This window comes from Metabacillus rhizosphaerae, from assembly GCF_037201795.1.
In the GTDB taxonomy this organism is placed as follows: Bacteria; Bacillota; Bacilli; order Bacillales; family Bacillaceae; genus Metabacillus; species Metabacillus rhizosphaerae.
In genome coordinates this window covers 4,732,078-4,758,346 of record NZ_CP147403.1, presented here as the reverse complement: position 1 = coordinate 4,758,346, position 26,269 = coordinate 4,732,078, and the positions used below count along the sequence as shown (strand labels likewise).

Annotated in this window: 23 protein-coding genes and 1 other annotated feature; of the genes, 18 read left to right on the top strand and 5 right to left on the bottom strand. The window is 35.9% G+C overall.

All coding sequences use genetic code 11. The annotated features are described in order from the left end of the window. The first annotated feature begins 68 nt into the window (after positions 1 to 68). The 10 genes from WCV66_RS22985 to map all read left to right on the top strand — a co-directional run bounded on the left by WCV66_RS22985 (position 69) and on the right by map (position 12,770). Positions 69 to 740, top strand: a complete 672-nt coding sequence (locus WCV66_RS22985) for an ABC transporter ATP-binding protein (protein ID WP_066325266.1) — start codon at positions 69 to 71, stop codon at positions 738 to 740. Next, entirely contained in the window at positions 733 to 1,764 is a 1,032-nt protein-coding gene (locus WCV66_RS22980; protein ID WP_338786989.1) for an efflux RND transporter periplasmic adaptor subunit, read from the top strand. Before WCV66_RS22985 ends, WCV66_RS22980 begins: the two co-directional genes overlap by 8 nt. A gap of 16 nt (positions 1,765 to 1,780) precedes the next feature. Further along, positions 1,781 to 4,603: an ABC transporter permease gene (locus tag WCV66_RS22975; RefSeq protein WP_338786988.1), complete on the top strand. Its 2,823-nt coding sequence runs from the start codon at positions 1,781 to 1,783 to the stop codon at positions 4,601 to 4,603. A gap of 1 nt (position 4,604) precedes the next feature. Further along, positions 4,605 to 5,486, top strand: coding sequence for an ABC transporter ATP-binding protein (locus tag WCV66_RS22970; RefSeq protein ID WP_338786987.1), 882 nt, complete (start codon positions 4,605 to 4,607; stop codon positions 5,484 to 5,486). A 218-nt stretch (positions 5,487 to 5,704) separates the two neighbouring features. Further along, a complete protein-coding gene (locus WCV66_RS22965) occupies positions 5,705 to 6,298 on the top strand; it encodes a YesL family protein (RefSeq protein WP_066325276.1) in 594 nt (197 codons plus the stop codon). A 25-nt stretch (positions 6,299 to 6,323) separates the two neighbouring features. Beyond that, positions 6,324 to 7,250, top strand: a complete 927-nt coding sequence (locus tag WCV66_RS22960; protein ID WP_066325285.1) for an aldo/keto reductase — start codon at positions 6,324 to 6,326, stop codon at positions 7,248 to 7,250. A gap of 103 nt (positions 7,251 to 7,353) precedes the next feature. After that, positions 7,354 to 7,839 carry a hypothetical protein gene (locus tag WCV66_RS22955; protein WP_338786986.1) on the top strand — a complete coding sequence of 162 codons (486 nt, stop codon included), beginning with the start codon at positions 7,354 to 7,356 and terminating at the stop codon, positions 7,837 to 7,839. 296 nt (positions 7,840 to 8,135) lie between these two features. After that, a complete protein-coding gene (locus tag WCV66_RS22950) occupies positions 8,136 to 11,360 on the top strand; it encodes an SNF2 helicase associated domain-containing protein (protein ID WP_338786985.1) in 3,225 nt (1,074 codons plus the stop codon). Between the two features lie 268 nt (positions 11,361 to 11,628). After that, positions 11,629 to 11,856: a hypothetical protein gene (locus tag WCV66_RS22945; RefSeq protein ID WP_338786984.1), complete on the top strand. Its 228-nt coding sequence runs from the start codon at positions 11,629 to 11,631 to the stop codon at positions 11,854 to 11,856. Between the two features lie 173 nt (positions 11,857 to 12,029). Continuing rightward, entirely contained in the window at positions 12,030 to 12,770 is a 741-nt protein-coding gene (gene map / locus WCV66_RS22940; protein WP_338786983.1) for a type I methionyl aminopeptidase, read from the top strand. 88 nt (positions 12,771 to 12,858) lie between these two features. Here map and WCV66_RS22935 read toward each other — a convergent pair whose 3' ends face one another. Next, positions 12,859 to 13,860 (bottom strand): DUF3231 family protein, encoded by a 1,002-nt coding sequence (locus tag WCV66_RS22935; RefSeq protein ID WP_338786982.1) that lies wholly within the window; start codon positions 13,858 to 13,860, stop codon positions 12,859 to 12,861. 244 nt (positions 13,861 to 14,104) lie between these two features. On the opposite strand from WCV66_RS22935, the gene WCV66_RS22930 reads away from it, so the two are divergent. From WCV66_RS22930 to spoIIP, 5 genes are all read left to right on the top strand, one after another. Beyond that, complete coding sequence (locus tag WCV66_RS22930) at positions 14,105 to 14,494, top strand: tautomerase family protein (RefSeq protein WP_338786981.1); 390 nt, start codon at positions 14,105 to 14,107, stop codon at positions 14,492 to 14,494. Between the two features lie 165 nt (positions 14,495 to 14,659). Continuing rightward, positions 14,660 to 14,824, top strand: a complete 165-nt coding sequence (locus tag WCV66_RS22925; protein WP_413789690.1) for a DinB family protein — start codon at positions 14,660 to 14,662, stop codon at positions 14,822 to 14,824. A gap of 202 nt (positions 14,825 to 15,026) precedes the next feature. Further along, positions 15,027 to 16,472 carry a DEAD/DEAH box helicase gene (locus WCV66_RS22920; RefSeq protein WP_338786979.1) on the top strand — a complete coding sequence of 482 codons (1,446 nt, stop codon included), beginning with the start codon at positions 15,027 to 15,029 and terminating at the stop codon, positions 16,470 to 16,472. A gap of 89 nt (positions 16,473 to 16,561) precedes the next feature. Beyond that, positions 16,562 to 16,753, top strand: a complete 192-nt coding sequence (locus tag WCV66_RS22915) for a hypothetical protein (protein ID WP_338786978.1) — start codon at positions 16,562 to 16,564, stop codon at positions 16,751 to 16,753. A 196-nt stretch (positions 16,754 to 16,949) separates the two neighbouring features. Further along, entirely contained in the window at positions 16,950 to 18,107 is a 1,158-nt protein-coding gene (spoIIP, locus tag WCV66_RS22910; RefSeq protein ID WP_338786977.1) for a stage II sporulation protein P, read from the top strand. Between the two features lie 127 nt (positions 18,108 to 18,234). Here spoIIP and WCV66_RS22905 read toward each other — a convergent pair whose 3' ends face one another. Together WCV66_RS22905 and gvpU are read right to left on the bottom strand one after the other, a co-directional pair. Beyond that, positions 18,235 to 19,620: an amino acid permease gene (locus tag WCV66_RS22905; RefSeq protein ID WP_338786976.1), complete on the bottom strand. Its 1,386-nt coding sequence runs from the start codon at positions 19,618 to 19,620 to the stop codon at positions 18,235 to 18,237. Between the two features lie 218 nt (positions 19,621 to 19,838). Continuing rightward, positions 19,839 to 20,273, bottom strand: coding sequence for a gas vesicle accessory protein GvpU (gvpU, locus tag WCV66_RS22900; RefSeq protein WP_338786975.1), 435 nt, complete (start codon positions 20,271 to 20,273; stop codon positions 19,839 to 19,841). A gap of 166 nt (positions 20,274 to 20,439) precedes the next feature. On the opposite strand from gvpU, the gene WCV66_RS22895 reads away from it, so the two are divergent. Beyond that, positions 20,440 to 21,072 carry a LysE family transporter gene (locus WCV66_RS22895; protein ID WP_338786974.1) on the top strand — a complete coding sequence of 211 codons (633 nt, stop codon included), beginning with the start codon at positions 20,440 to 20,442 and terminating at the stop codon, positions 21,070 to 21,072. A gap of 47 nt (positions 21,073 to 21,119) precedes the next feature. Here the strand turns inward: WCV66_RS22895 and WCV66_RS22890 are convergent, their stop codons facing one another. Then, positions 21,120 to 21,407: a hypothetical protein gene (locus tag WCV66_RS22890; RefSeq protein WP_066325334.1), complete on the bottom strand. Its 288-nt coding sequence runs from the start codon at positions 21,405 to 21,407 to the stop codon at positions 21,120 to 21,122. Between the two features lie 200 nt (positions 21,408 to 21,607). Beyond that, positions 21,608 to 23,296 carry an arginine--tRNA ligase gene (gene argS, locus WCV66_RS22885; RefSeq protein WP_338786973.1) on the bottom strand — a complete coding sequence of 563 codons (1,689 nt, stop codon included), beginning with the start codon at positions 23,294 to 23,296 and terminating at the stop codon, positions 21,608 to 21,610. Positions 23,297 to 23,340: 44 nt separating this feature from the next. Beyond that, positions 23,341 to 23,554 (bottom strand) — a binding site (T-box leader). 185 nt (positions 23,555 to 23,739) lie between these two features. Here argS and WCV66_RS22880 point away from each other — a divergent pair. Both WCV66_RS22880 and WCV66_RS22875 read left to right on the top strand, forming a co-directional pair. Then, positions 23,740 to 24,525, top strand: coding sequence for an ABC transporter ATP-binding protein (locus WCV66_RS22880; protein WP_338786972.1), 786 nt, complete (start codon positions 23,740 to 23,742; stop codon positions 24,523 to 24,525). A gap of 36 nt (positions 24,526 to 24,561) precedes the next feature. After that, positions 24,562 to 26,031, top strand: a complete 1,470-nt coding sequence (locus WCV66_RS22875) for a helix-turn-helix domain-containing protein (RefSeq protein ID WP_338786971.1) — start codon at positions 24,562 to 24,564, stop codon at positions 26,029 to 26,031. The last annotated feature ends 238 nt before the right edge of the window (positions 26,032 to 26,269 follow it).

Here is a 26,269-nt window from a genome sequence, read left to right as displayed (position 1 = left end):
TTTCCTCTTTTAATTTATGAGATTAGGAGTTTTATTTCGAAAAGAAAACAAACAGGAGGTGACTAGCGATCAATACTGTTGTTGAACTAAAGGATGTTGAAAGGGTATATGGCGGAGGTAATCAAAAAGTACAAGTATTAAAACAGATTAATCTTTCCATCAAAGAAAATCAATTAATAGCCTTAAAGGGAAGATCTGGTTCTGGAAAAACAACCTTGTTGAATCTTATTGGTGCACTTGATCGACCTACAAACGGAGAAATCTATTTTCACGGGGAGCCTCTAAGCCTGTTAAATACGAAACAGCAAGCTGAATATCGCAGAACGAAACTTGGTTTTATTTTTCAATCTCATGGACTTGTTCCACTTATGACTGTTGAAGAAAATATTGAATTTGGACTCCGTGTTACTGGTGCTCCAAGAGAGGAATGGGATTCAAGAGTTCAGGAGGCTATTGACGTAGTAGGATTAACAAATCGAGCAAAACATCGTCCGTATGAACTTTCCGGAGGTGAGCAGCAAAGAGTGGCAATTGCACGTGCAATTTCAACTGAACCATCGCTTATTTTAGCAGATGAACCTACAGCAGAATTGAATAGTACAATGGCCTATCAAATTGTTCAAGTTTTTAAAAAGTTGGTAAACGAGAAAAAAACGACAATGATTTTGACAACACATGATCCAGCTATTATGGAAATGCTGGATTATGTGTATACATTGGAGGATGGAAGAATTGAATGAAACGAAAGGGTTTCGATTTGTCACAAATTCATGTTTGTCATTAGCCCTACTGATACCTTTGTCAGCCTGTTCACTACTTCCCAAAGAGGAACCTGTCCTTGCTCCTCCATTAGTAGAGCCTGCTAAGATTGAATACGATACTGTTGAAGTGAAAAAAGGCGATGTCATTAAACGTGTAAAAGGCTTAGGCACATTAACACCTGCAGAAAATCAACCTTTAGCTTTTTCACAGTCAGGTAGCCGTTTGAAAAAGGTGAGTGTGAAAAAGGGAGAGATAGTAAAAAAGGGACAGCTCATCGCACAATTGGATCCCGGAAGCTTAACTGTTGAATTGGAGTTAGCAGAAATTGAATTAAAAAAGGCAGAAATAAAGGTTAAGCAATTACGTGCACAGGCAGCTGATTCATACTCGATGGAATTGGCTGAATTAGATATTGATGGCCTGCAAATTCGGGTTGAAAATCTTAGAAATGAGCTAGAGAAAACAAAAATGATATCACCTATAAATGGGATCGTTACATTTATTACTGAAAAAAAGGCAGGGGATTCTGTAGAAGCATTTGAATCAATTGTTCATGTTGCCGATACATCAAATCTTCAACTAGTTTACTCGGCCATCAGTGGAGATGAAGTAGTGGATACAAAGGTTGGTATGAAAGCCGAGATCTTAATTAATGGGAAAACAATGACAGGAAAAGTGGTCCAAACACCTTCGGAGGTTCCGATCGAAAAGCTTGAAGAGAATCCTGATTTGTATCAACGAAGTATTTTTATGGCCATTGAAAAGCCACCAAAGGATATAAATGTAGGAGAATCGGCTGACTTTGAAATTATTACTGCGCAGAAAAAGGATGTCCTTATTATTCCTAAGAGTGCCTTAAGAACCTTAGTTGGCCGTGATTACGTACAAATATTAGAAGGTCAAGCAAAGCGAGAAATTGATATTGAAAAAGGGCTTGTTTCAGCAACTGAGGTCGAGGTTATTAGTGGCTTAGAAGTGGGAGACACAGTCATTTTGAAGTAGGAAGAGGTGAGCGAGAGTGGCATTAATTAAAATTATCATTCAAAAAATGTTGAATAATAAATGGTTAACCTTCAGCTTATTCCTTGGGCTTTTAATGACTGTTTCACTTGTCTCAAGTATACCCACCTATACCTCAAGCGTGTTACATAAGCTATTAGTAAAGGAATTGGAACAACATCAAATAGATAATAAACAATTTCCGGGGGAATTTTCTTTTTTAACAAGCTTTACAGAAGGGAAAAACTCAGTAGATGCTACGAAGAAAATCGAAGCAATAAATGAAAGGCTTACTACTGAAGTGAATGTACCGATCTTAACGAATACCACAGTGTTAAATACGGTCCCTTTTAATATCTATAAGGAAAACATGACAGAAGCTGATAAGCATGGTAGATTTGTTAGCCTCACAAATATTGAACAGCATATTACCATCACAGATGGCAGGCTTCCATCAAAAACTGAAAATGGGATTATCGAAGTATTAGTACCAGAGAGAACGTTGAAAAAAAGAGGAATTGTCTTAAATAATAAATTACGTGCAGAAGAAGGGAATCAGAAGTTTTCAGTCATTCCAGTCGGTACATTTCGTGCAAAAGAACAAAATGATCCTTATTGGTCGATTCCACCTGAACGATATACCGATGATTTTGTTGTGTTGGAGGAAAAGTTTAAAAATGAGCTTTTAAAAGAAGAGTTTCTTGCTTCAGCACGTTTTTATTCAGCTTGGGATTATCATGCCATCGAAAATCAGCATCTCCCCTCCTTGCTTCAATTAGAGGGAAACGTAAAAGCTGAAATTAGCGATGTGATTGACGCAAATGTAATTGTCAATTTTCCGATTGCTGATATTTTAGCAACATATGAGAAAAAAGAGGAACAATTAAAGACAATGCTATGGTCCTTAAATGTACCTGTCCTTGTTATGATGTCACTCTACCTCTTTATGGTTTCACGCTTAATTGTAAATCGACAGCTAAGCGAAATATCCGTCTTATCTAGCCGTGGGGCAACAAGATTGCAAATTATGTTTATCTATTTAATCGAGATTGGCATTCTAGGGGGCATTGCATTTCTTCTAGGACCACAGATTGGGATGCTGATGTGTAAATTATTAGGTGGGACAAACGGCTTTCTTCAGTTTGTACAAAGAGAGTCCCTACCTGTAAGAGTAGGAGCTGAATCATATCTATATGGTGCAATAGCCTTATTAACGTCAGTTTTTATGGTTATGATCCCAGTGTATCAAGGATCGAGGCAAAGTATTGTTCATCAAAAACAACTTGCTGCAAAGTCCATGACAAAAACGAACTGGCTGACACTAATCCTAGGACTAATTCTGATTGTAATTTCAAGTTACGGGCTATATGTATTTAATAATCGAAAGCCAGTAGCAAATCAAGAATTATTTGTTGATCCGATTTTATTTTTCATTCCAGCTTTATTCATCATTGGACTTGGACTAATACTGTTACATCTTTACCCGCTTCTATTAGGGTCAATATACAAGCTAGGAAAAAAATATTGGAATCTTTCACTCTACAGTACATTTATCCAAGTAAGTCGCTCTATTAAGCAGTATCAATTTCTAATGCTTTTTCTCATCATGACAATTGGTGTTGGCGTATTTAGTGCTAGTGCAGCAAGAACACTTAATGAAAATTTTGAGCAGCAGCTGCGCTATGAAAATGGTGCTGATCTTACTATAGATGTTAAGTGGGAAAGTAATGAGATTCAAGCAACATCAGAAGTAGCTGCTCCTACTGAGACGAATGATACAAATGGAGCACCAGAAGCAACAGAAACACCTGTATCAGCAGTAAATGAAATCGTTTATACAGAGCCTTCATTTGAACCATTTTTACAAATAGAAGAGATCGATCATGCAGCAAAGGTGCTACGCGTGAATGGTATGAAGGCAGAAGCAAAGGGGAATAGCCTCTATTCCTTCGAGGTGATGGGTATTGAACCGAAGGAGTTTGGGCAAACAGCCTGGTTTAAGCCTTCCTTACTTCCACATCACTGGTACGACTATTTAAATTTATTAGCGAAAGAACCAAGCTCGGTATTGATCTCAAGGTCTGTGGCAAAATCACTTGGGGTAAAGGAAGGAGATTACATTAAGCTTGATGGGGATCAGACAAACACGACGGAAGTTGTCGTGTATGGAATTATTGATTATTGGCCGGGTTTTCTCCCGAAAAAAGAGGAAAAGGATGAAGAGCAGCCAGCGTTAATCATAGCAAATTTACCTTACGTTCAAAATGCGATGGGGCTTGAGCCATATGAAGTCTGGTTAAAGGTAAAGCCTGATGCATCTAGGGAGAGTTTATATGAAAATTTAAAACAGGCAAATCTTCCAATCTTGGAGATTAATGATGTTCATCCAGAGTTAGTAGCGTTAAAAAATAGTGCCTTTTTATTAGGTTTAAATGGAACGCTTTCTCTAGGATTTATCATCTCGATTTTAATTGCTTTTATTGGCTTTCTATTATTCTGGATTTTAACGATTAAATCAAGGGTTCTTCAATATGGAGTGTATCGTGCAATGGGGATTCCACTCCGTAAACTGATAGGAATCCTTGTATATGAACAAGTATTCACATCAGGTATTGCATGTTTACTAGGTTTATTAATCGGAGGAATGACAAGCGTCCTTTTCGTACCACTTTTCCATCTCTCAATGGATAACCAATTACCATTCCAAGTATTGTTCGATCCAAGTGATGAACAAAAAATATATTTATTTGTATCGTTCATGTTAACGGTAGGTTTATTGATCTTAGTCGTACTTGTGAAAAAAATAAAAATCTATCAAGCAATTAAGTTAGGTGAGGATTAACATGATTCAGTGTAAAGATTTAGTCAAGATATATAAAGTGGATGATGAACATGAAGTCATGGCACTACAGGGTTTAGACCTTGAAGTGCAAAAGGGCGAATTAATGGGGATTATCGGTAGCAGTGGAAGTGGAAAGTCTACACTATTAAACATGCTTGGCGGCTTAGATAGACCGACGGCTGGAAAATGTGTCGTAGATGGCAAGGACCTATTAAGGCTGCAGCCTAAGGAGTTAGTCAGCTATAAGTTAGAATCAGTTGGCTTTGTTTGGCAAAACAATGCACGTAACATCATCCCTTATTTAACGGCAATCGAAAATGTAGAGCTGCCCATGCTATTAAAAGGGCGCCATAAACGAGAGAGAGCAAAAGAATTACTCGAGTTAGTTGGTATGGGACACCGTTTTCATAATAAGTTGACCATGCTTTCTGGTGGAGAGCAACAACGTGTTGCCATTGCCATCTCACTTGCCAATGATCCTAACCTCTTATTAGCTGATGAACCAACAGGAAGTGTAGATTCAAAAACAGCAGATGTTATTTTAGGTGTTTTTAGAGAATTAAATCGAAGTCTTCAAAAAACAATTGTGATTGTGTCCCATGATACGGAATTAACGAAGAAGCTTGATCGTGTCGTTGCGATAAGAGACGGAAAGACGTCCAGTGAAATTTTGCGGAAATCCTTTTATGAAGCTGAAGATCTACTAAATGAAAAAGAGATGAAAGCGGAAGAAACCCATGTAGAGCTTGCCGTCATTGATCGTGCCGGAAGAATTCAAATCCCTCGCGATTATTTAGATTCGATTGAGCTTGGAGACGCAAACAAGCTGCGAGTTGAGCTAGAAGATGGGAAAATTATGTTGGTGAATCCGAAAAGTTCATGAGGGTGCAATTGTCATTTTTTGTCGAATGGTCAATATTCTTCTCATTCTAGCCAATAAAATAAAAGATCTAGACAATAAAATGAACCAGTCAGCAATAAGATGAAATTTCGGACAATTAGTCATTTACATGCCTTAGCACAGTAGTTGGACTCTTGCCGATGAAAATAAAAAAACGGCTCAAGAATAGCCTGTTTTAAACTAGCATGAGGTGATAAACAATGAATGTAATGAATGGTAAATTTACACGCGTAATGGAAATTCTATCAAACTTCTTTTTATTAAACCTGACCTGGCTGCTGATGTGTCTACCGATTGTTACGATCTTCCCAGCAACAGCAGCGATGATTGGTGTTGTAAGACAATGGATTTTACATGATGATACAGCTGTATTTTCTGTCTTTATGAAATACTTCAAGGAAAATCTGAAACAAAGCATGGTAATTGGTATCCTCTGGGGGTTCTTTGCATTTATTTTATATATGAACTTTAATGTTATGGTTCAGCTTGAAGCAATGAAATTCATCCTATTACCATTCTTGGTTCTATTTAGCGTATTGATGGTTTTTACAACCGTTTACATATTTCCGGTAATGGTTCATTACAGGCTAAATGTTTTCGGGATTATTAGAAATTCATTTTTATTGTCGATGAGCTTTTTGCCAACTAGTTTACTTGCTGCTCTTGTTCTCTTTGGAATATTTGTTTTGTTTTTATGGCAACCTTTTACGGTTTTTATTAGCTTTAGTGTAGGCGGTTATCTTATTTTCACACTTTGTAATAAAGTTTTTACGAGAAAAGAAACTCTCAATTAATCAACATAACGATGGAGGGATTGGTATGAAAAAGATTCATGTAAATGGTTTAGATAAAGACTGTTCGCAAATTGTCCTTGGTTCGATGATGTTCTCACCAAGTAATATGGAATTTGCAACAGAATTATTAAACTCATATGTTGAAGCAGGAGGCAACACAATTGATTTAGCACATATTTACAATAGTGGTGAAAGTGAAAAGGCTGTGGGTTTATGGCTGAAAGAAACGAACCTACGAGACGAAATCGTAATATTAGATAAAGGGGCTCACCCTGATGCAAACGGACCACGTGTTACACCTGAAGCAATTGAACAGGATTTGCAAGAGAGCTTACAACGATTACAGGTTGAACATATCGACATCTATATGCTACATCGCGATGATCCTACAATTCCTGTTGAAGTTATCATTAACGCATTAAATAAACATATTCAAGCTGGACTTGTTCAAGCAATTGGTGTCTCAAATTGGACAACAGGCCGTATCCAAGAAGCAAACGCATATGCTGAAAAGAACAATTTAATTGGATTTGCGGTCAATAGTCCGAATCTCTGCTTAGCCAAAGCAAATGAGCCAAGATGGCCAGGCTGTGTATCAGTAGATGAAAAGGACAAAAAATGGCACACCGAAAACCAGCTGCCTTTATTTGCATGGTCATCACAGGCAGGGGGCTTTTTCACAGGGAGGTTCACACCAGAAAATCTTGAAAATAAAGAAATGGTCCGGGTCTATTATAATGAAGTAAACTGGGAACGCTATCGCCGAGCAGAAAAGCTAGCATGGAAAAAAGGAGTGACGACAAACCAAATAGCATTAGCATATGTCTTAAACCAGCCATTTCCAACATGTGCACTTATCGGACCAAGTAATATTGAAGAACTCCAATCAAGTATAGTAGCTAGCAATGTGACTCTTACTGTGGAAGAAATGGCAGAATTGGAGAATGGCTAAATAACAAAAACAAATAAAAACAACGATAAAAAGAAGAAACGTATTCATAAAGCACCCTAACTTGGAAATCATATTATTAAAAAGTGATGTTAGGGGGCTAAGTATGGAGACGTTTATTAAGAATTTAAATTTAGATGCAAAAGGACTTTGGTTGCCAATAACCTTGTCACTAATATTACTACTAGTTGCTCTTTTCATGCCAAAGAAGAATATAGGTTGGAGAGAACTTTATATTACAATTGGTGTAATTGGACTGGTAACTTGGGTTGCAGATGGCATATTTGCCAGATTTTTAGATTTAGTTGATTTCGGCCATCCCAAAATTTCAGGTATAGGTGAACTTGTAACGTATAGCTTTGTTCCTTCATCACTAGCAGTCATTTATTTAAACTACTTAAATTTAGCGAATAAATGGAAATTAGTAATAATATTCACACTAATTTCAACTATAATTGAATGGTTAGTGGTCCAGGTAGGGTATATGAAGCTTTCTCATTGGAACCATATGTTTAGCCTACCTATATTCTTTATTGTGTATAGTTTTGTCCTACCGTTACACTTTATGATAATAAAATGTAATATAGATTAAACTAATCACTACTTCTAGCATAACTCTAAAGTAGCATATTTCAAAAATACTAGCAGGGACCTATTCAAATTGATGAGTAGGTCTTTTTTTCTTTGGTATAGATCTTTTCGAACTTACAAAATAAAAATATGCCTCCCCATATGATACAATCGTGATGTTCATAATTATTTCTTGTCGAATTCGTGCTCATGCAATGTGTATAAAATCCCACAATTACCAAACCATTTACTATAAAGCATTTTAATGTAAAAGCCTTTATAACAGATGCGAAATGTCCTCAGGAAGGAGAAAGGCATTTGAACATAAATTTAAACCATAAAATTATTATAGAAAAGTGCGGTTCCGCCGCCTTTAAAAGAGGGGATGCTTTTTATCGCGCAAATAAAATAACATTTGAATATTTCAGTCATGAGGGTTGTGAAGCAACGGTTTCAGGTACGGAAGATTTCTATGTAACCGTTGATCAGGAAAAAGGTGGAGATTTTCACACGAAATGTAGCTGTCCTAAGCTTGCTTCCTTTCAAAAGGATTGTCAGCATGTTGCCGCTGTTTTACTATCGATTTACGAACATCAGTGTAATGGAACTATTCCTATTAGTAGGAACAACAATCAGTCTGAGTCTACAAAAAATTCATCATTATCAAATGATTTATTGTCCCTTTTCAATGAACAGCCTTTAAGGGCAAGTGGCCATCAGCGCCACTTTGAAAACAGGCAAGTACTTGATACAGAGCTTTTATGTAAACTGGTTACTTTAGGTAAGGGACGTCATATGTTTGGAATAGAAATGAAGATCGGTCCAATTAATGTCCAAAATATTAGGGGATTTCTCGAGCATGTGAAGACTGGTAGACCATTCTTGCTTTCTAAGTTATTCACATACAATCCAAACCTTCATTGTTTTCAAAAAGAGACAGATGAAGTGATTAAACAGCTCATTCAAATAATTTATGATGAAAAAATGTATCTTGCAGCATTGCCTGAAACTGCAGATTATGTAAGTCATAATCATCTCTTAGTAATTCCTCCATCTTCTTGGGACAAGCTTTTTCCTTTACTTGAGAAAGCACCCTCGGCGAAACTAGAAAATGATGGGTATGTGTATGACGGTATTCATTTATCAAATGAGCCTCTATCCTTACAGTTTAATTTTGCTGATACAGAGAGTAAGGGATATCAGCTGAAGATCAAAGGAATGAATCAAATGGTTGTATTGGAATCATATCATTCTGTCCTTTCAGAAGGAAAACTAATAAAGCTTAAAAGTGAGGATTGCAAACGACTTTCACACCTAAAAGAGATGCTAGATGAATCAGGAACAAATCAAATTCCAATTCCTCAGGAGCAAGTTGGTGTTTTTCTTGATAAAGTGGTGCCAGGCTTAAAAAAATTTGGCCATGTACAATTATCGGGAAGAATGCTTGAGCAGCTTGATAAGACACCGTTAATAGCCAAACTATTCTTAGATAGGGTGAAAAATCGTCTGCTTGCAGGATTGGAGTTTCATTATGAAAATGTAGTGATTAATCCATTGGAGAGTTTTTCTAAGCTCCAAGCAAGTTCTATTCTCATAAGGGATGTAGTGAAGGAAGAGGAGATTTTGCAGCTAATGGATAACAGTTCGTTTGCCAAGACGGACGGCGGATATTTTTTGCATAACGAAGAGCTGGAATATGAGTTTTTGTACCATGTTGTTCCAAAGCTCCAAAAGCTTCTCCAACTATATGCCACTACAGCAGTGAGAAACCGAATATTTACAGGAAATGCTCGTCCGAAGATCAGGATAAAGATGAAAAAGGAGAGAACGAATTGGCTTGAATTCAAATTTGAGATGGACGGAATTCCGGAGAAACACATTCGTGAAGTACTATTAGCTCTTGAGGAAAAGCGAAAGTACTACCGCTTAAGAAATGGATCGATCCTTTCGTTGGAAACAAGGGAGTTTGAAGAAATTAAACGTTTCATGAATGCACTTCCTGTACAGAATGAAGATCTAGAAAGTGGTTTGAATGTACCAATTATCCGAGGTTTACAGTTAATAGATTCAGTTGATGACAATGATACCTTTACGGTAGAGGAATCGTTTCGTCAGTTTTTAGAAAATATCAGAAATCCAGATAGATTGCAGTTTTCTGTGCCGAAAAGTCTGGAGCCGATATTACGCGACTACCAAATACATGGCTACAAATGGATGAAAACTCTTGCTCATTATGGATTTGGAGGAATCCTTGCAGATGATATGGGATTAGGGAAAACGCTGCAAAGTATTACATTTGTACGATCAGAGCTTGCTAACATCCGTGAAAAACAGCTTCCAGCTCTTATTATTTGCCCTTCATCTTTGACGTATAACTGGCTTAGTGAATTTATGAAATTTGCTCCTGATATACAAGCTTTTGTCGTTGATGGTAATAAAACAGAACGGAGCGATATCCAGAAGAATGTAAAGGATATAGATGTAGTCATTACATCTTACCCATTGTTGCGAAGGGACATTAAATGGTATGAAAAACAAGCTTTTCACACTGTGTTTTTTGATGAGGCACAAGCCTTTAAAAACCCCGTTACTCAAACAGCAAAAGCGGTGAAGAAGCTTCATGCAGATTATCGCTTTGCCCTAACAGGTACACCTGTAGAAAATTCGCTTGAGGAGCTGTGGTCGATTTTTCACGTTGTCTTTCCTGAATTATTCCAAGGATTAAAGGATTACAGTAACCTCACAAGAAAAACGATTGCTAAAAAGATCCGCCCATTTTTGCTTCGAAGGCTGAAAGAGGATGTCCTTTCAGAGCTTCCTGAAAAAAAAGAGTCGATCGAATTAGTAGACCTACTTCCTGATCAGAAGAAGCTTTACACTGCTTACTTGGCAAAACTAAGACACGACACGCTGAAACACCTTGATAAGGATACACTTCGGAAAAATAAAATCAAAATCCTCGCTGGTTTGACCCGATTACGACAGATTTGTTGTCATCCAGGCTTGTTTGTCGACGGCTATAAAGGAAGCTCAGCGAAATTTGAACAGCTACTGAAAATCGTAGAGGAATCAAAGCTTTCAGGAAGAAGGGTATTGATTTTTTCACAGTTTACGAAAATGCTAAATCTCATTGGTAGAGATTTAACTGCTAAAGGGAAACCATTTTTCTACCTTGATGGACAAACTCCTTCAGATGAGCGAGTGGAGATCTGTCAGCGGTTTAATGCAGGTAAACGTGATTTATTCCTCATTTCCTTGAAGGCAGGCGGAACAGGTCTTAATCTGACGGGTGCCGATACTGTTATCCTCTACGATATTTGGTGGAATCCAGCAGTTGAAGAGCAAGCAGCAGATCGTGCCCATCGCTTTGGCCAGAAAAATGTGGTGCAAATCATCAAACTTGTTGCCAAAGGCACAATCGAAGAAAAAATGAATGAACTTCAAGAGAAAAAACGCCATCTTATTGAAGAAATCATCGATTCCAAGGAGAAAAACTCATCTACTCTTACTGAAGAAGATATTCGCGAAATATTAATGATATAAAGTGTTTATAAAACCTCCTAGTATTTTAGGAGGTTTTCATCAAGATATTCACATAAAACTTAGATACACTTCAACAGCCATTTGCTTCACTCCTCAAATTAATTGTTAATCATTGTTAAATGTCACTCTTTCATTGTAGCCTGTTAACGAGAATAAATAATAGATATTAAAAAAAGAAAACGAAAGTACGAGGGGAAAAAGTGAATAATCAACGATATAAGGTCAATTCTATATACATAATAAACATTGATATAAAGGAGATTACATCGTGAAGCCATATGAAATAAACAATATGATTATTGATGACGAGTTTGATGGTGAAGAATTCGTGACAACTGATATTACTCACAATCAGAAGGATTATAGTATTACATTTAAAAAAGCCGATCTTGAAATCATAAATACCTGGATTTTTGAGAATGGTTCCTCTCTTCCTGCAAATTTATCAGATACGATCATTGAATCAATAAGAGAAGATGTTAAAAAGAAAATCTAGGTTTTTGTACTAGATTTTTTTGTTTTAGTCAGAAGAATTTACTGCTAAAGTGGCGATGAATAGTTAGGGGATTAAATGTTTTACATTGGTTAGATTTTTCGAGAGAATAAAGGTAAGATATAATAATATTTAGTCTTAGTAATAACAAAAAGATAATGAGGTAGGAAAAAACAATGATTGCAAAAACTGAAGAGGATTTTAATGGTTTAAAGGAAATTGGTAAGATTGTAGCCGAGATTAGAGATGAAATGGTACAGAAAACAATACCGGGAATAACAACAAAGGAGCTTGATGACATAGCCGCTGGGCTTTTCGAGAAGGCAGGTGCTGTATCAGCTCCAAAGGGCGAATACGATTTCCCAGGCTACACATGCATAAGCGTAAATGATGAAGTGGCACATGGAATACCAGGAAAGCGAGTGATTGAAGCAGGTGATCTTGTAAATATTGATGTTTCTGGCTCGAAGAATGGGTATTTTGCAGATACAGGCATCTCGTTTGTGGTAGGAGAAGGTGATGAAGTTTTAACGAAAATATGTGACGTTGCGAAAAAGGCCTTTGAAGCAGGCCTTGAGAAAGCAAAACCAGGCTCAAAGAAAAGTAGAATTGGAAAAGCTGTCTTCCAAACTGCGAAGCAACACGGATTTACTGTAATTAAAAATCTTACAGGACATGGTATAGGGAGAACAATACACGAAGCACCTGACCATATTTATAATTATAATGATACATGGGATGATGAAATTTTAAAGGAAGGTATGGTTATCGCATTCGAACCATTTATCTCTAACCTTGAAGAGGAAGTATTTCAAAAAGATGACGGTTGGACATATGCTACAGAAAAAAGCTATGTTGCTCAATTGGAACATACCATTATTCTTACGAAAAATGGGCCAATTATTTTAACACTGTAATTAAAAGCTGAAAAAGACTCGGTTATATGAGTCTTTTTTTGTTGTTTGTCAATCAGCATCCGATAAACAGAGAATTAGTCAATTCATATTACCTGCTTTCCAGATTTTTACGATTTGTAGCTTGTGGGGGTTTTTCTAACCAACCTCGATTTACCATAATCGAAAATCCCGATTCGGCATAAAGTAATATTTCTCCAATGACTTTACTATAAAAAGTTGACAAATCAGCTCTCATTGACATTGAGAGGGCATGGCCAATAAGTGTAATATCGATCGAGTTTAAAAAATGAAATAAAGACATAACAAGCTTATCTGAAAACGGTGAAATCGTTGAATCTGTTACTTCTATACTGACGGAAATTATGCCTAGAAAATCTTCTTTTTGCAAAATCTCGTTAAAAAAGTTTATCTGTTTTTCAGAAATTCTTTTGCCATCTTTTATAAAGTTTTTAATTTCCTTGTCTTTAACCACTTGAATTAAACCTAAACAGAATAAAATCGAAAAGTAATTGCGCTCAATGTTAAAAAAGATTTCTGTAAGCTCAACAGCGTTTAATGTTCTTTTTTGCCCGATAAAACCTGAAATATAAGACTTTTTTTGTATGTATTCTATCTTTTTTGGATAGCTAATTTTAGGCGGTCTGTCATAAATCCCTTTTGATAACATCATCGTTGTAGCATCTGTATAAAGCTCTGTAACTTGGGCTAAAGCATTGGTGAAAAAGCTAAGAATGTCTGAGCGTGCAATATTGGCAGTAATGAACGCGTAGTTGATCATGCCCATTCGGCTCATGATGTAAACATAACTTAAAGCAAAAGGTTCATTAAAGAGTGGTGGTGCTGATAAATCAATATCCTTTTCTGAGAAACCATCAGGTAATGGAATATTCTCTTTACTATATATTTCTTTGATTTTTTTAAGGTTTAAATGAGAAAAATCTAATGCTTTTGTTAGAACAATCTTAATTTCTTCATCCTTTATGTGGTGGAGAAAATATTTTAATAAACAAACAGACATTGTTTCTTGAAAAAAGGCTTCCCACAAGCCACCAATTTCCGCACTTGTTAAGCCGATATTATGTTTAATCACAGACAACCCCCTATACAATTGGCTATCATATAGACTTCACTTTATTTCAAAAGTTATTCATTATTAACAGATTATCTGTATATTAAAATTAGAAAGTGTTATAAGGTGCAAGGAGAAATGTGAAGATTTTGGTATGAAGGTTTCTTGCATTTACTGGAAGGGGTATTACTTTTTGTAGCGAATATAAATTAAAGTTAAATAGCTGAGTCAGGATGATTAGAATGAGAGAGGATGAGATGAATAAATGGGACAAATAAAAATTTATGGACTGAAGGAAAGATTAAATCCAATTAAAGAGTCATTTTCGAATATTATTCATTCATGTTTAGTAGAGGCATTTGAATTTCCAACGGATAAAAGATTTCATCGGTTTTTCCCGATGGAGAAAGAGGATTTTCACTATGCCAATGGACGGACAGAATCTTATACGGTTATTGAGGTTAGTATTTTTGAGGGGAGAACGGTTGAAGCGAAAAAGAAGCTGGTCCGTTTACTATATGAACGAATTAATAGTGGATTAAACATTTCCTCACAAGACATTGAAATAACAATTTTTGAGACACCGAAGCATAATTGGGGAATAAGAGGTTTACCAGGAGATGAATTGTCATTAGATTATAAGATTAATGTTTAAAATTGTCGAGTAATGCTTGTTTCATAAATTGCGAAGAAAACAAGGGATGAGAGAACCATCAAGTATTAACTATTATCTATGATTGGTATTTATGGATGGTAGAAAAAAACGATTAAATAAACAAAAAATAGAGGCGATAATATGGATGTTTGACTACGTGAAACTATTACGATTTATCATCCTAGTTATGGGGGTTTTACAACAAGTTATGTTGAGTTAATTCAACATGTAGCTAACCATGGTACATATCATCGTGGAAATCTAACAGCTATGTTGAGACAACTAGGACATCAAGGAATTATGATTATGTTTCTTATTTGTTTGAAATAAAATGATAACCTGTATATCAAAGAGTAGTAATACTTATGAGTATGCTGCCTTTTATTTAATCGATATTCAATAGAAATTTCACATAAAAGTTAATTTAACTCAGAATTCAAGTATAATGAACATAGTCAGATTATGCATATGATATTTCTATCGAGAGAATCCTATATATATGTCGGATAATAAAATAAATCGAGGTTATTAGATGAATGAAATAAGTTTCAAGAATTACGAGTTAAGCGATGAAATAAGAAGAGCTCTTTCTGTGTTAAAATATGAAACTCCCACAGAGGTTCAAAGTAAAGTCATACCGAAAGCAATGGAAAATCAAGACCTTGTCGTAAAATCTCAAACAGGTAGTGGGAAGACGGCATCCTTTGGTATACCGATTTGTGAAATGATCGAATGGGAAGAAAAAAAGCCGCAGGCATTAATTCTTACACCAACTCGAGAGCTTGCTGTTCAAGTTCGAGAGGATATAACGAACATTGGAAGGTTTAAACGAATTAAAGCGATGGCGGTTTATGGAAAAGAACCTTTTGCGAAACAAAAAGAGGAATTGAAACAAAAAACTCATGTCGTCGTTGGTACACCTGGACGTGTAATGGACCATATCGAAAGAGGAACCTTAGTTTTAGATCAAATAAAATATCTTATTATTGATGAAGCAGATGAAATGCTTAATATGGGTTTTATCGACGAAGTAGAAGCGATTATAAAAGAAGTCCCTTCTAGCAGAGTAACGATGGTCTTTTCTGCTACTTTGCCTAAAGATGTTGAAGGTCTCTGTCATAAATATATGGAAAATCCACTGAATATTGAGATTGCTACTACTGGGGTAACAACAAACACAATTGAACATAGTTTAATCGAAGTGAAAGATAATGAAAAGATGTCACTGCTTAAAGACGTAACGATCGTTGAAAACCCAGAAAGTTGTATCATCTTTTGTCGAACGAAAGAAAATGTTGATAACGTCTTTACCGAATTGGACCAAGCTAATTATTCATGTGAGAGACTCCATGGGGGATTGGAACAGGAAGATCGATTTGCTGTTATGGATGGTTTTAAAATGGGGAACTTCCGTTATCTTGTGGCAACAGATGTAGCTGCGAGAGGCATTGATATTGATAATGTGACCCTTGTTATTAACTATGATATTCCAATGGAAAAAGAGAGCTATGTTCACAGAACAGGAAGAACTGGGCGTGCAGGTAATAAAGGAAAAGCAATTACATTTGCGACACCATTTGAAGGGAAATTTATTAAAGCCATTGAAACATACATTGGCTTTGAGATACCTACAATGGAAGCGCCAAGTCCCGAGGAAGTTGCGAGTGGAAAAGAAGCATTCGAAGAAAAAATCCATGGCCGTCGCGTCGTTAAAAATAATAAGACAGCTCGAATTAACAAAGATATTATGAAATTACATTTTAATGGTGGGAAAAAGAAAAAGCTAAGAGCTGTCGATTTTGTTGGAACGATTGCAAAAATTCCTGGAGTAACTTCAGAGGATATTGGAATTATAACTATTCAGGATCAATTAACCTATGTTGATATTCTTAATGGAAAAGGCTCATTAGTGCTACAGGCGATGGAGAAAACAACAGTCAAAGGAAAGAAGCTGAAGGTTAGCCCGGCGATTAAGTAATAACTGATTAACAGGGACGATTATGCAACCATAGTCGTTCTTTCTCGTTCTATTATAGATGCGATAGATATGAAAGGAGTAACAATCAGATGAAATATGTAAAATCACAAATGAAACAGTTGGTCAAAGACAATAAAGAATTGCAAATTCGTTTAAAAGCGATGATTGAGGAACACGACCTTGAGAAAAACTTTGCCTTTAAGGCATTATATCATTCAGAAGTTGCTGAAGGCGGAAAGTATCAGTTAGCCTATCAAGCACTTGACTTGCCTAAAGGGTAAGTCTTTTTTTAGTTAATAGTACAAAGAAAGAATAATGGTGCAAGAATAAACCATGAATTAATTGTGAATAGTGATGAAATCTTAAGATTAATTATAGTAAAAGTAAAGTTCCCTATGATCGTAACCTAAGTAAACAATCAAAAAAATGCCATACAACCCTTTATTTTTCATATATATAAATGAAGGGGGTTGTTCGGTGAAGTCAAGAGGGAATTTCTGGATAAAGGCTGCGTATGTACCGATTCTATTGATTATTTTTGTATTTTGTTTGATTGGACTAATTATTACGATGAATGTAACGATTGATTCCAAAAATATTCAAAGAACAATTGGTGAATTAAATACAGAGGACTTGTTTGTTCATTTTCTTCAAGCAGAAAATCATTACTTTTATCCCGACCAAGAGGATCCCTTATTTACGACAACTTCTCTATCTTCTTTAGCGATCCAGTTAGCAACTAGTATTAAACCTACTGATGCAAGAACGTTTCTTGGCAATGAATTACCGGGATTAAGGCTATATGATACAGAAATAGCTGTTGCTGGTGAAGGCACGAACTTGAGCAACATTCCTTATGAATCACCACCACCAACAGAGGTTTTGCTAAACGAAAGAAAAGTTGCAGAAGAGAAATTACAGGAGAGACAAAGTTCTGAAGAAGATAAAAAGCCTGTAACAAATCCTGAGCAAAAAACGGTTTTTATTTATCAAAGTCATAGCTGGGAATCATTTCTTCCATTATTAGAAGGTGCAGAAAATCCAAACGATGCAATAAGCTCAGATGAGAGGGTAAACGTCATAGGTCTAGGCAATCGTTTAGCTCAAAATTTAATGGAAAGAGGAATTGGGGTAGAACATGATAAAACAAATATGACACAAGAACTACATAAAAAGGGGTGGAAATCAACGCAGGCATACACGGTATCAGGTACGATTGTTGATGAAGCGGTAGTAGCTAAAAATAATGATCTTGATTATTTTATTGATATCCATCGCGATTCTGCTCGAAAGAATATTACAACGAAAACAATCAATGGAAAGAGCTATGCGAGGGTTTACTTCGTAGTTGGAAGAGAACATGAAAATTATTTGGAAAACCTTGATTTTGCCAAAAAACTTCATGCTGAACTAGAGAAAAAGTACCCTGGTATAAGTAGAGGAGTTTTTCTAAAATCAAAAAGCGAAGGAAATGGGGTTTATAACCAGGATGTTTCCACAAAAGCGATGTTATTGGAAATAGGTGGAGTTGATAATAATCTGGATGAGCTTGAAAGAACAGTCGATGTCTTTTCAGATGTGCTTGCTGATTATTATTTTGAAGGGAATGAAGCAAAAGAGGTGAATGGAAATTGATAACCATTTGCCATCCTTGCTTATATCATAACTTTTATTAGAAGTTTGTTAGGAAAAATTTTTAAAAAGCCGAACTTCAGCATATGAAAAGTTCGGCTTTTAAATGTTCTATAGCTATTTTTGCCTACTAATAATACCGAACCTTACTTTTCGTTTTTTTCCAACCCTTTTTCATTTTCAAGCACACTAAACCAATAATTGCTATGAATAGTAAACTTACAAAGAACCCAGGGCGAATTGCTTTTTCTAGTAAAGTTCCGCTAATAGCAGCCAAAATTAATGCTAGCCCAAAAAAGGCAAAGATTTTATTCCATATTTTAAATTCGAGGATTCGAAATGAAGAAATAATGATAAAAAACCAGTTGTATAATAGCAAAATCCCGGCTGCAGTTGTGATATACTCATATATTTTTCCAGGCAGCAGTAAAGCGGTAATGATAGATGCAAGTAAACCTACTGTTGCCAATCCTAATGATGGCAGAGGCAGGCTCTTGAACTTATCTAGCTTTTTGGCAAATATTGCAGGTGCATCACCGCCATTTGCTAATGTGACAAGTAAATTAGTCACGCCATACAAGGAAGCTGTCATCGTTGAAAATCCAGCGATGATGATTGCCCCATTAAACACATGAGGAAAAAATGATATATTGTAATCTGCCAAAGCTGTCACAAATGGGCTTTCTTTCTCATGAAAGGCTTCGAGTGATACAAGCGTTACAGCAAGTGCTAATGATAAGACATACACAAAGGTTAAGCAAATTAGCATCACTGTACCTGCCTTTGGAGCATCCTCTTTCTTTTTAAGCTGCATTGCCATAATCCCAATAACCTCAATTCCACCATAAGCATAAAATGCGTAGATGAGAGAAGCCCAAAATCCTTTAAATCCACCTGCGAACAATTCACCTGCAGAATTAGGGAGTCCAGTAGGCTTAGCATTGTCTGCATTTATCCATCCGAAAAGTGCAGCAAGAGCAAGAATAATAAACATAATGATTGCTGCAAATTTTATTATTGCTAGGAGATCTTCGATTTTGTCAAACCCCTTGGTCCCAGTTAATACTACAAGAATGGAAAGAATCGCATAACCCGCTGCAAAAATCCACAAAGGAACATTAGGAAACCAAAATCGTGAAAGAATAGAAAGGGCTGTCAATTGACTCCCCATAATAAGAATATTCGAACACCAATAATTCCAGCCACAACTAAACTCTGCCCATTTTCCATATGCCTTACCAGCATAATAACAAAAAGAACCTTCCTGAGGGTCTTCAGCAGTCATTTTTGCCAAAACATTAAATACGATATATGTTCCGATTGCTGCTAAAAGAAATGAAAAAACGATAGAGGGACCTGTAATACCGACTCCGATACTAGAACCTAGAAAATAGCCAGTACCTATGGTACAGCCGATACCGACTAATGATAATTGCCACCACTTTAAATTTCCCTCATTTTGGCCTTTATTTGATTTTTGACTAGAGCCACCTGGACTACAACTTGCGTTACTCATATAATACCTCCTCGTATTCCCTAAGTATTATTGTTAGAAGGAAGCGGCCTATTTATGTATAGAATACAACCAGATGGCTAGTTGAATTTCGTAGTAATTTTACATAGTGGGAACTATTCTTGTCCTTAAAAATTACCCATGATCAAAATGTACCTGATTAATATGTGTTACATATAAAAAACCCTCGAACTATATTCAAGGGAAATTTTCATATGAAATTAAACAAGTGAGTCAAAGGAAAAACCATCTATAGAGGAAATTCTTCCTCTCCACCATGTGCCGCTAGATGGAATTGGTTGACTGCTTGTATTAAGATATTTAGCATCTTTTAAATGAATAAATGTTAGTGTGTTTTCATCTGATTCTTGATCTGCTTCATCTTGTTTTTGTTTTGCATAGGCATCTTTTAAATCTCCGAATTTTTTCGAGATGATTTTTGACATCGTTGTATCAGTTAGTTTCTTAGAGGATTCTGTTATTCCTTCATAATAGGCGCTTGCTCCAATTAGAGTGCCAGACACAATTGTGCCCCTTACGCTTAGTGTAACTTCTACTTCAATACCGTCTTCTTCAACCAAATTTAAAAACATAAGAACAATGGCATCGTCTGTACCAGCTTGTTCTTTCTCTTTCTCTTTCTCTTTATTTGCCATATATCTCACCTCTTCATTACTATGTATGTTTATCTTGTCCTTAATTTTTAAGTTAAACCAAAAATAAATAGCAGACTTTGACTTGTCCAATTGGGATTAAAAGTCATAGGAAATCACTCAGTTCATATAATGTACAAGTTATTAATTATGGAAGTGAGTGGTTTTGTTGAGTATTGGTATTCTAATTAGTTATATATTTTTAGGGTTATCTTTAGCAGCACCTATAGGACCTGTAAATTCTGCACGTTTAGATAAAGGGATAAAAAATGGATTTTGGCATGCATGGATTGTAGGCGCAGGATCGATGGTTGCTGATGCTCTGTTCATGCTTATGGTTTATTTGGGTATGGTTCAGTTCTTAGGAATACCAATCGTTCAAATTTTTCTTTGGTTGTTTGGTGGCTTTATTTTAATCTATTCAGGTACTGAAAGTATTTTAGGTGTGAATAAAGTAAACCTAACATATACCAGGAAAAAAGACTCTTTATCAAAATGCTTTCTAACAGGATTTATCATGTCTGTTACAAGTCCATTATCCATTTTATTTTGGTTAGGGATATATGGCTCAATATTAGCAAAAACAGCGCAAACAAACGGTACAAGCCAGCTGTTAATTTATAGTTGTATGATCTTTATAGGTTTAACATTATGGGATATTTTTGTTGCTGGATTAACAACCGGCTTTCGTAGGTTTTTAAATGATGAGAGTTTAAAAGCAATTTCGATTATATCTGGGATATCATTACTTGGCTTTGGTCTGTACTTTGGATATCAAGGATTAAAAGCGATATTTGGTTAGATGAGGATGACTCAATTGGTCTGATCTTTTTGAGTCATCCTCATTTTTTAGTGGGAATCATTAAAAGGTGCTTCTGTATCCTTATCTTTTTCATCATGTGTTGGGTGGGCCCCTGGGAATTGTCTAGGAACATCTTCATGCATATTACGGTATTCGTAAGTAAAGTTGCTATAGTATTGCTGACCTTCCTTCCATGGGGTGCTCTTATTTTCTACGGGTTCATCTTTACGGAAAGGAGAACCATATGCACCTTCAGGGAAATCCTCATGTGTTAAAAAGTTCCTTTGTTTTTCAACATTCGAAAAGTCTGTATATTCTTCTTCATTATCGCTCACGTTTACACCTCCATTAAATTCTTTTTGTTAGTTTGACCTTAATGATCTAAAATATAATGATGGAGAATTATATGAAAAGTTTACTATTTTGGGGAAAAGAGGAAGTTTTTTGTTAGTTAGATTCGTGGGAATGGAAATGGAAAAAATTGCAATAGACTCTACTTACTTATGCAGAGTCTATTGCTTAATAGTTAAAATTGTTACATTTCCTCAGGCGCCTTTATCCCAAGTAATCTTAGACCTTCACTCAAAACAATCGTCACAGTTTTCACTAAAGCTACCCGATTCTGTTTTTGATTATCCTCTGCTAAGATTTTGACAAGACCATAGTATTTATTGAATTCCTGTGACAAATCAATCAGATATTTTGCGATTTGCGATGGTTCGTATAACGTAAGGCTCTTTTTAATGACAGTTGGGAATTCCATAAGATGTTTCACCAAAGCCCAGCTTTCCTCTCCTTCTAAACCTTCAGCTTGTAAATCATTTGTTTCCTTTACTTTTCTTAAAATTGAGCATGCACGGGCATGTGTATATTGAACATATGGTCCAGTTTCACCTTCGAACTTTAACATCTCTTCTAAAGAAAACTCAATATTATTTAATCGTTCATTTTTTAGATCATGGAAGATAAGTGAACCAATCGCAACATTTTTTGCAACTTCTTCTTTATGTTCTAACGTTGGATTTTTTGCTTCAATATTTTGATTAGCTAGAATAATCGCGTCATTAATGACCTCTTCCAAAAGAACAATTTTCCCTTTTCTTGTCGACATTTTTTTGCCGTCCTTTAATATAAACCCAAAGGGAACATGGACTAATTCTTTTGCCCAGCTATAACCTAATTTTTCAAGAACGAGGAATACTTGTTTAAAATGAAGGCTTTGTTCATGGCCAACGACATATAACCCTTTTGAAAAATGGTATGTTTCTTGTCGATAAAGTGCTGCAGTTAAATCTCTAGTAGCGTAAAGGGTCGCACCATCAGTTTTTTTTATTAAACAAGGTGGTAAATCGAATTCTTCTAAGTTGACTACTTCTGCACCATCTGAATATGAAAGAATCTCTTGATTCTTTAATACATTTATGGTTTCTTCCATTTTATCGTTGTAAAAGGCCTCACCATGGTAAGTGTCAAACTCAATACCTAAAAGGGAATAGATTTTTGAGAACTCTTGAAGGGATTCTTTTCTAAACCATTTCCAAAGTGTCTTAGCTTCTTCATCGCCATCTTCGAGTTTTTTAAACCACATTCTGGCTTCAGCTTCTAAGTGTGAATGCATTTCTGCCTCATTATGAAATTTCACATAAAGATCGAGGAGTTCTTTTATCGGATTTTGCTTAACCCTATGTTCGTTACCCCAATTTTTATAAGCGACGATTAGTTTTCCAAACTGTGTCCCCCAATCACCTAAATGGTTTATTCGAATTGCTTTATAGCCAGACTTTTCAACAATAAGTGCAAGAGAATTTCCAATCACTGTTGATCTTAAATGTCCCATTGAGAAGGGTTTTGCAATATTAGGTGAAGAAAAATCAATCGTAATGTTTTCACCATTCCCAATTTGAGTCGAGCCGTATTTTTCACCCTGCTGTAAAATTGAATGAAGAACTTCCTTGCTAACGATTTTCTTATTGAAGAACCCATTCACATAGGGTCCATCAGCGACTACCTTTGCAAATAAAGGATGTTTTACGTTGTTTGCTAGCTCAATTGCGATTTGGTTTGGAGATTTCTTTGTGATCTTTGCTAATGTAAAACAAGGAAATGCGATGTCACCTTGGTTTGTGTGTCTTGGTTTTTCTATTAACTTTGTCACGTCACTAACAGGGAGAATGCCTTTTAAACATTTGGTTAATTCATCTGCAAAAATGCTAATTAATTCCATATCCATCACCTTTCTTCTGAAAAATAAAAAAATCCCGTCTCTAAATTAGAGACGAGATTAACCCGCGGTACCACTCTTATTGTTCATCATGAACCATCTTTGCCATTGATAACGAGGTTTTTCCCGGCTAGACCTACTTTGAATTTTCGGATTAGCATCTCAGAAGTGCGCTTCATTTTATTGAATCCATTAGGCTCCCACCATCCCTAACTCGCTTTTGGCATCATATAAAATTACTCTCTTCGTCGTCGAACAGTATAGCTTTTTAGTGATTATAAAGAAATAATAAAGAGAAAGCAATAAGAATATACAAAATAAGGTATCAGTTTATTTGGGATTTAGTCATGTAATATCAATTGTGTAAATGGTAAAATTTAATAATATTTTGTAATATGATAAAAATAGTAGCTTAAAAGTTTTAGATTAATCCGAGGTGGATATAAATGGAAAAAATAGTTGAACTCGAACAAATATCCTTAAAAAGAAACGGACACTGGCTTTTAAAGGATATAAATTGGAGTATCCATAAAGAAGAGAACTGGGTACTTTATGGATTAAATGGAGCGGGAAAGACAGCTCTATTAAACATGCTTTGTGCTTATTATTTCCCTACAGAAGGTCGTGCAACAGTATTAGGAAAAGTATTTGGACGAGATTATTTAGCTGAGAAGCTCCGTCAAAAAATTGGACTTGTATCATCCAAGTTACAACAAAAGTTGTATCAATCTGATACAGCGTTCCAAATCGTTTTAAGTGGAGCATTTGCTTCGATTGGTTTATATGAAAAACCGACCGATGAAATGAGAGAAAAAGCAATTAGATTATTAGAGGAATTGCACTGTTTATCTTATGCAGATAGAGCATATGAAACACTTTCTCAGGGGGAAAGGCAGCGTGTGTTAATTGCTCGTGCGTTAATGGCAGATCCTGAATTGCTAATATTAGATGAGCCAACAACAGGACTTGACTTTCTTGCTCGAGAACAGCTTTTGGAAGGACTCGAGTCGATTAATAAGAGAGGAAATGCGCCTACATTTCTTTATGTTACCCATCATGTTGAGGAAATATTGCCGATCTTCACACATACCCTTTTGCTGAAAAATGGAGAGGTATTTGATTCTGGTCTAACAAATGAGATGATATCAGAAGAAAAGCTATCAAAGCTTTTTGACTGTGATATTTTGGTTACATGGGAAAAGGGTCGTGTAAGCTTAAGGAGAAAGTTTTAAAAGTTGAAACTATTTTAATTAATTGGAGTTGCAGCAATGAAGATTCTCATGGTAGCAAAAGATGCACTGGAAGCACAGGGGATTCGCTGGATTTTACAATCACATTTCACAGGAATTCAATTAACAGTTTTGGATAATATGAAAGGGCTTTTAAATACAATACAGTACGAAAAGCCAGATTTTATCATTGTAGATATGGATAAATGGACATGGGAAAATGACACACTTAAAGATGCCTTACAAACTAATAAGATCCGTTGGCTCGGAATTTCATCTGAAAGGGTTTTTCGGGTTGCCTATCTTGGACTTTGCTTACATGCAGAGGACATTTTGTTTCGGCCGTTTTCTCCTTCAGATTTAATTAAACAAATTCAGCAAGTACGTTTTCAAATAAGGAACGAACAGCACCAGGTCCAAAATAGCAGGAATGAAAAATTAGAAGGTGTTGACGTAAACTACGCTGATTTTTTCATGACAGAAAGAATGTATAACCAACCAGTTATCATGTCGGCTTTTTTAACTCCACATGTAAATACACTACCATTTGTTTATGACACCATACAAGGTTATCACTTTACTGGAAAGCATCAATTTTTTGCATTATCTCACTTTATATTAGGGGTACATGAAACGGAAGAATCAACGCTTCTTAAGGAGGAATATCGCAGGTTTCTTACACACTGGAAAGAGAAAATGGAGGAGCCACTTGCACTTATTATAAATGCATCCACAAAAAAGACCACAATAAAAGAGATTTACCAACAAACAAAACAATTAACGGAACAAGTTTTCTTCGAGGGCTATGACATAATTTTATCCGAAGATGATCGTTCAGGCTGGCAGGAATTGGATCCGTTCCTTACACCACTTGAGCAACGACAATGGATTGAAATGCTTGAGAAGAGGGACATAAAAGCAATTCGTGAATGGGTTGAACATGAATTTTTTACATATAGACGGCCATATCCTAGTCCCGACATGGTCAGAATCCGACTTACAAGTGTTCTAGCTCAAATCCGTCGCTATATGAAGGCTTACAAAACAAATGAGGTAGAATGGGAAGCGGCATATCATAATGTCTTTCAACAAATCATCCGAAAGCCTGTAATCTATCAAATCGTTTCAGAACTGCTTACATTTATCACACAGCTACTAATACCAGGTCATGACAGTTTACAGGAGGGTGCTGGTACACTTGTCGAAAAGGTAAAAACAATGATCGAATCGAACTATTGGGATACCCAGTGGAATTTAGCTGCATGTGCTGAAGGACTTCGTATGAATAAAAGTACCCTAAGTCGTCGCTTTGCTGTAGAATCAGGACAGTCCTTTCGAGAAACCCTACATCAAGTACGTATTCGAGAGGCAAAACGTCTTTTGCAGGAAACAGATTTATCTCTAGAAGAAATTTCCCGTTTAACAGGTTATTCTCATCAAACCTATTTTAGTGCGAAATTCAAACAGCTAGAAGCTTGTACACCATTAGCCTATCGATCAAGGATTTAAACGGATTGATAAGTAGGAAAAGTAAAACGATAATAGCTCTAATGATTGGGATTTATGTATTATTGACAGCTGTTGTCATCAATGTGTATTTAAGAACATTTACAGCTTTCTTTACATAAGCTAGCATAAGAGGTGGAGCTTCATAGAAAAACCATATAGTACTAATTCATGAAACTTATGGTTGACACGTTGTTGTTGAAGCGCTTACAATTAAACTAGTTATTAGACATTAGAGTAT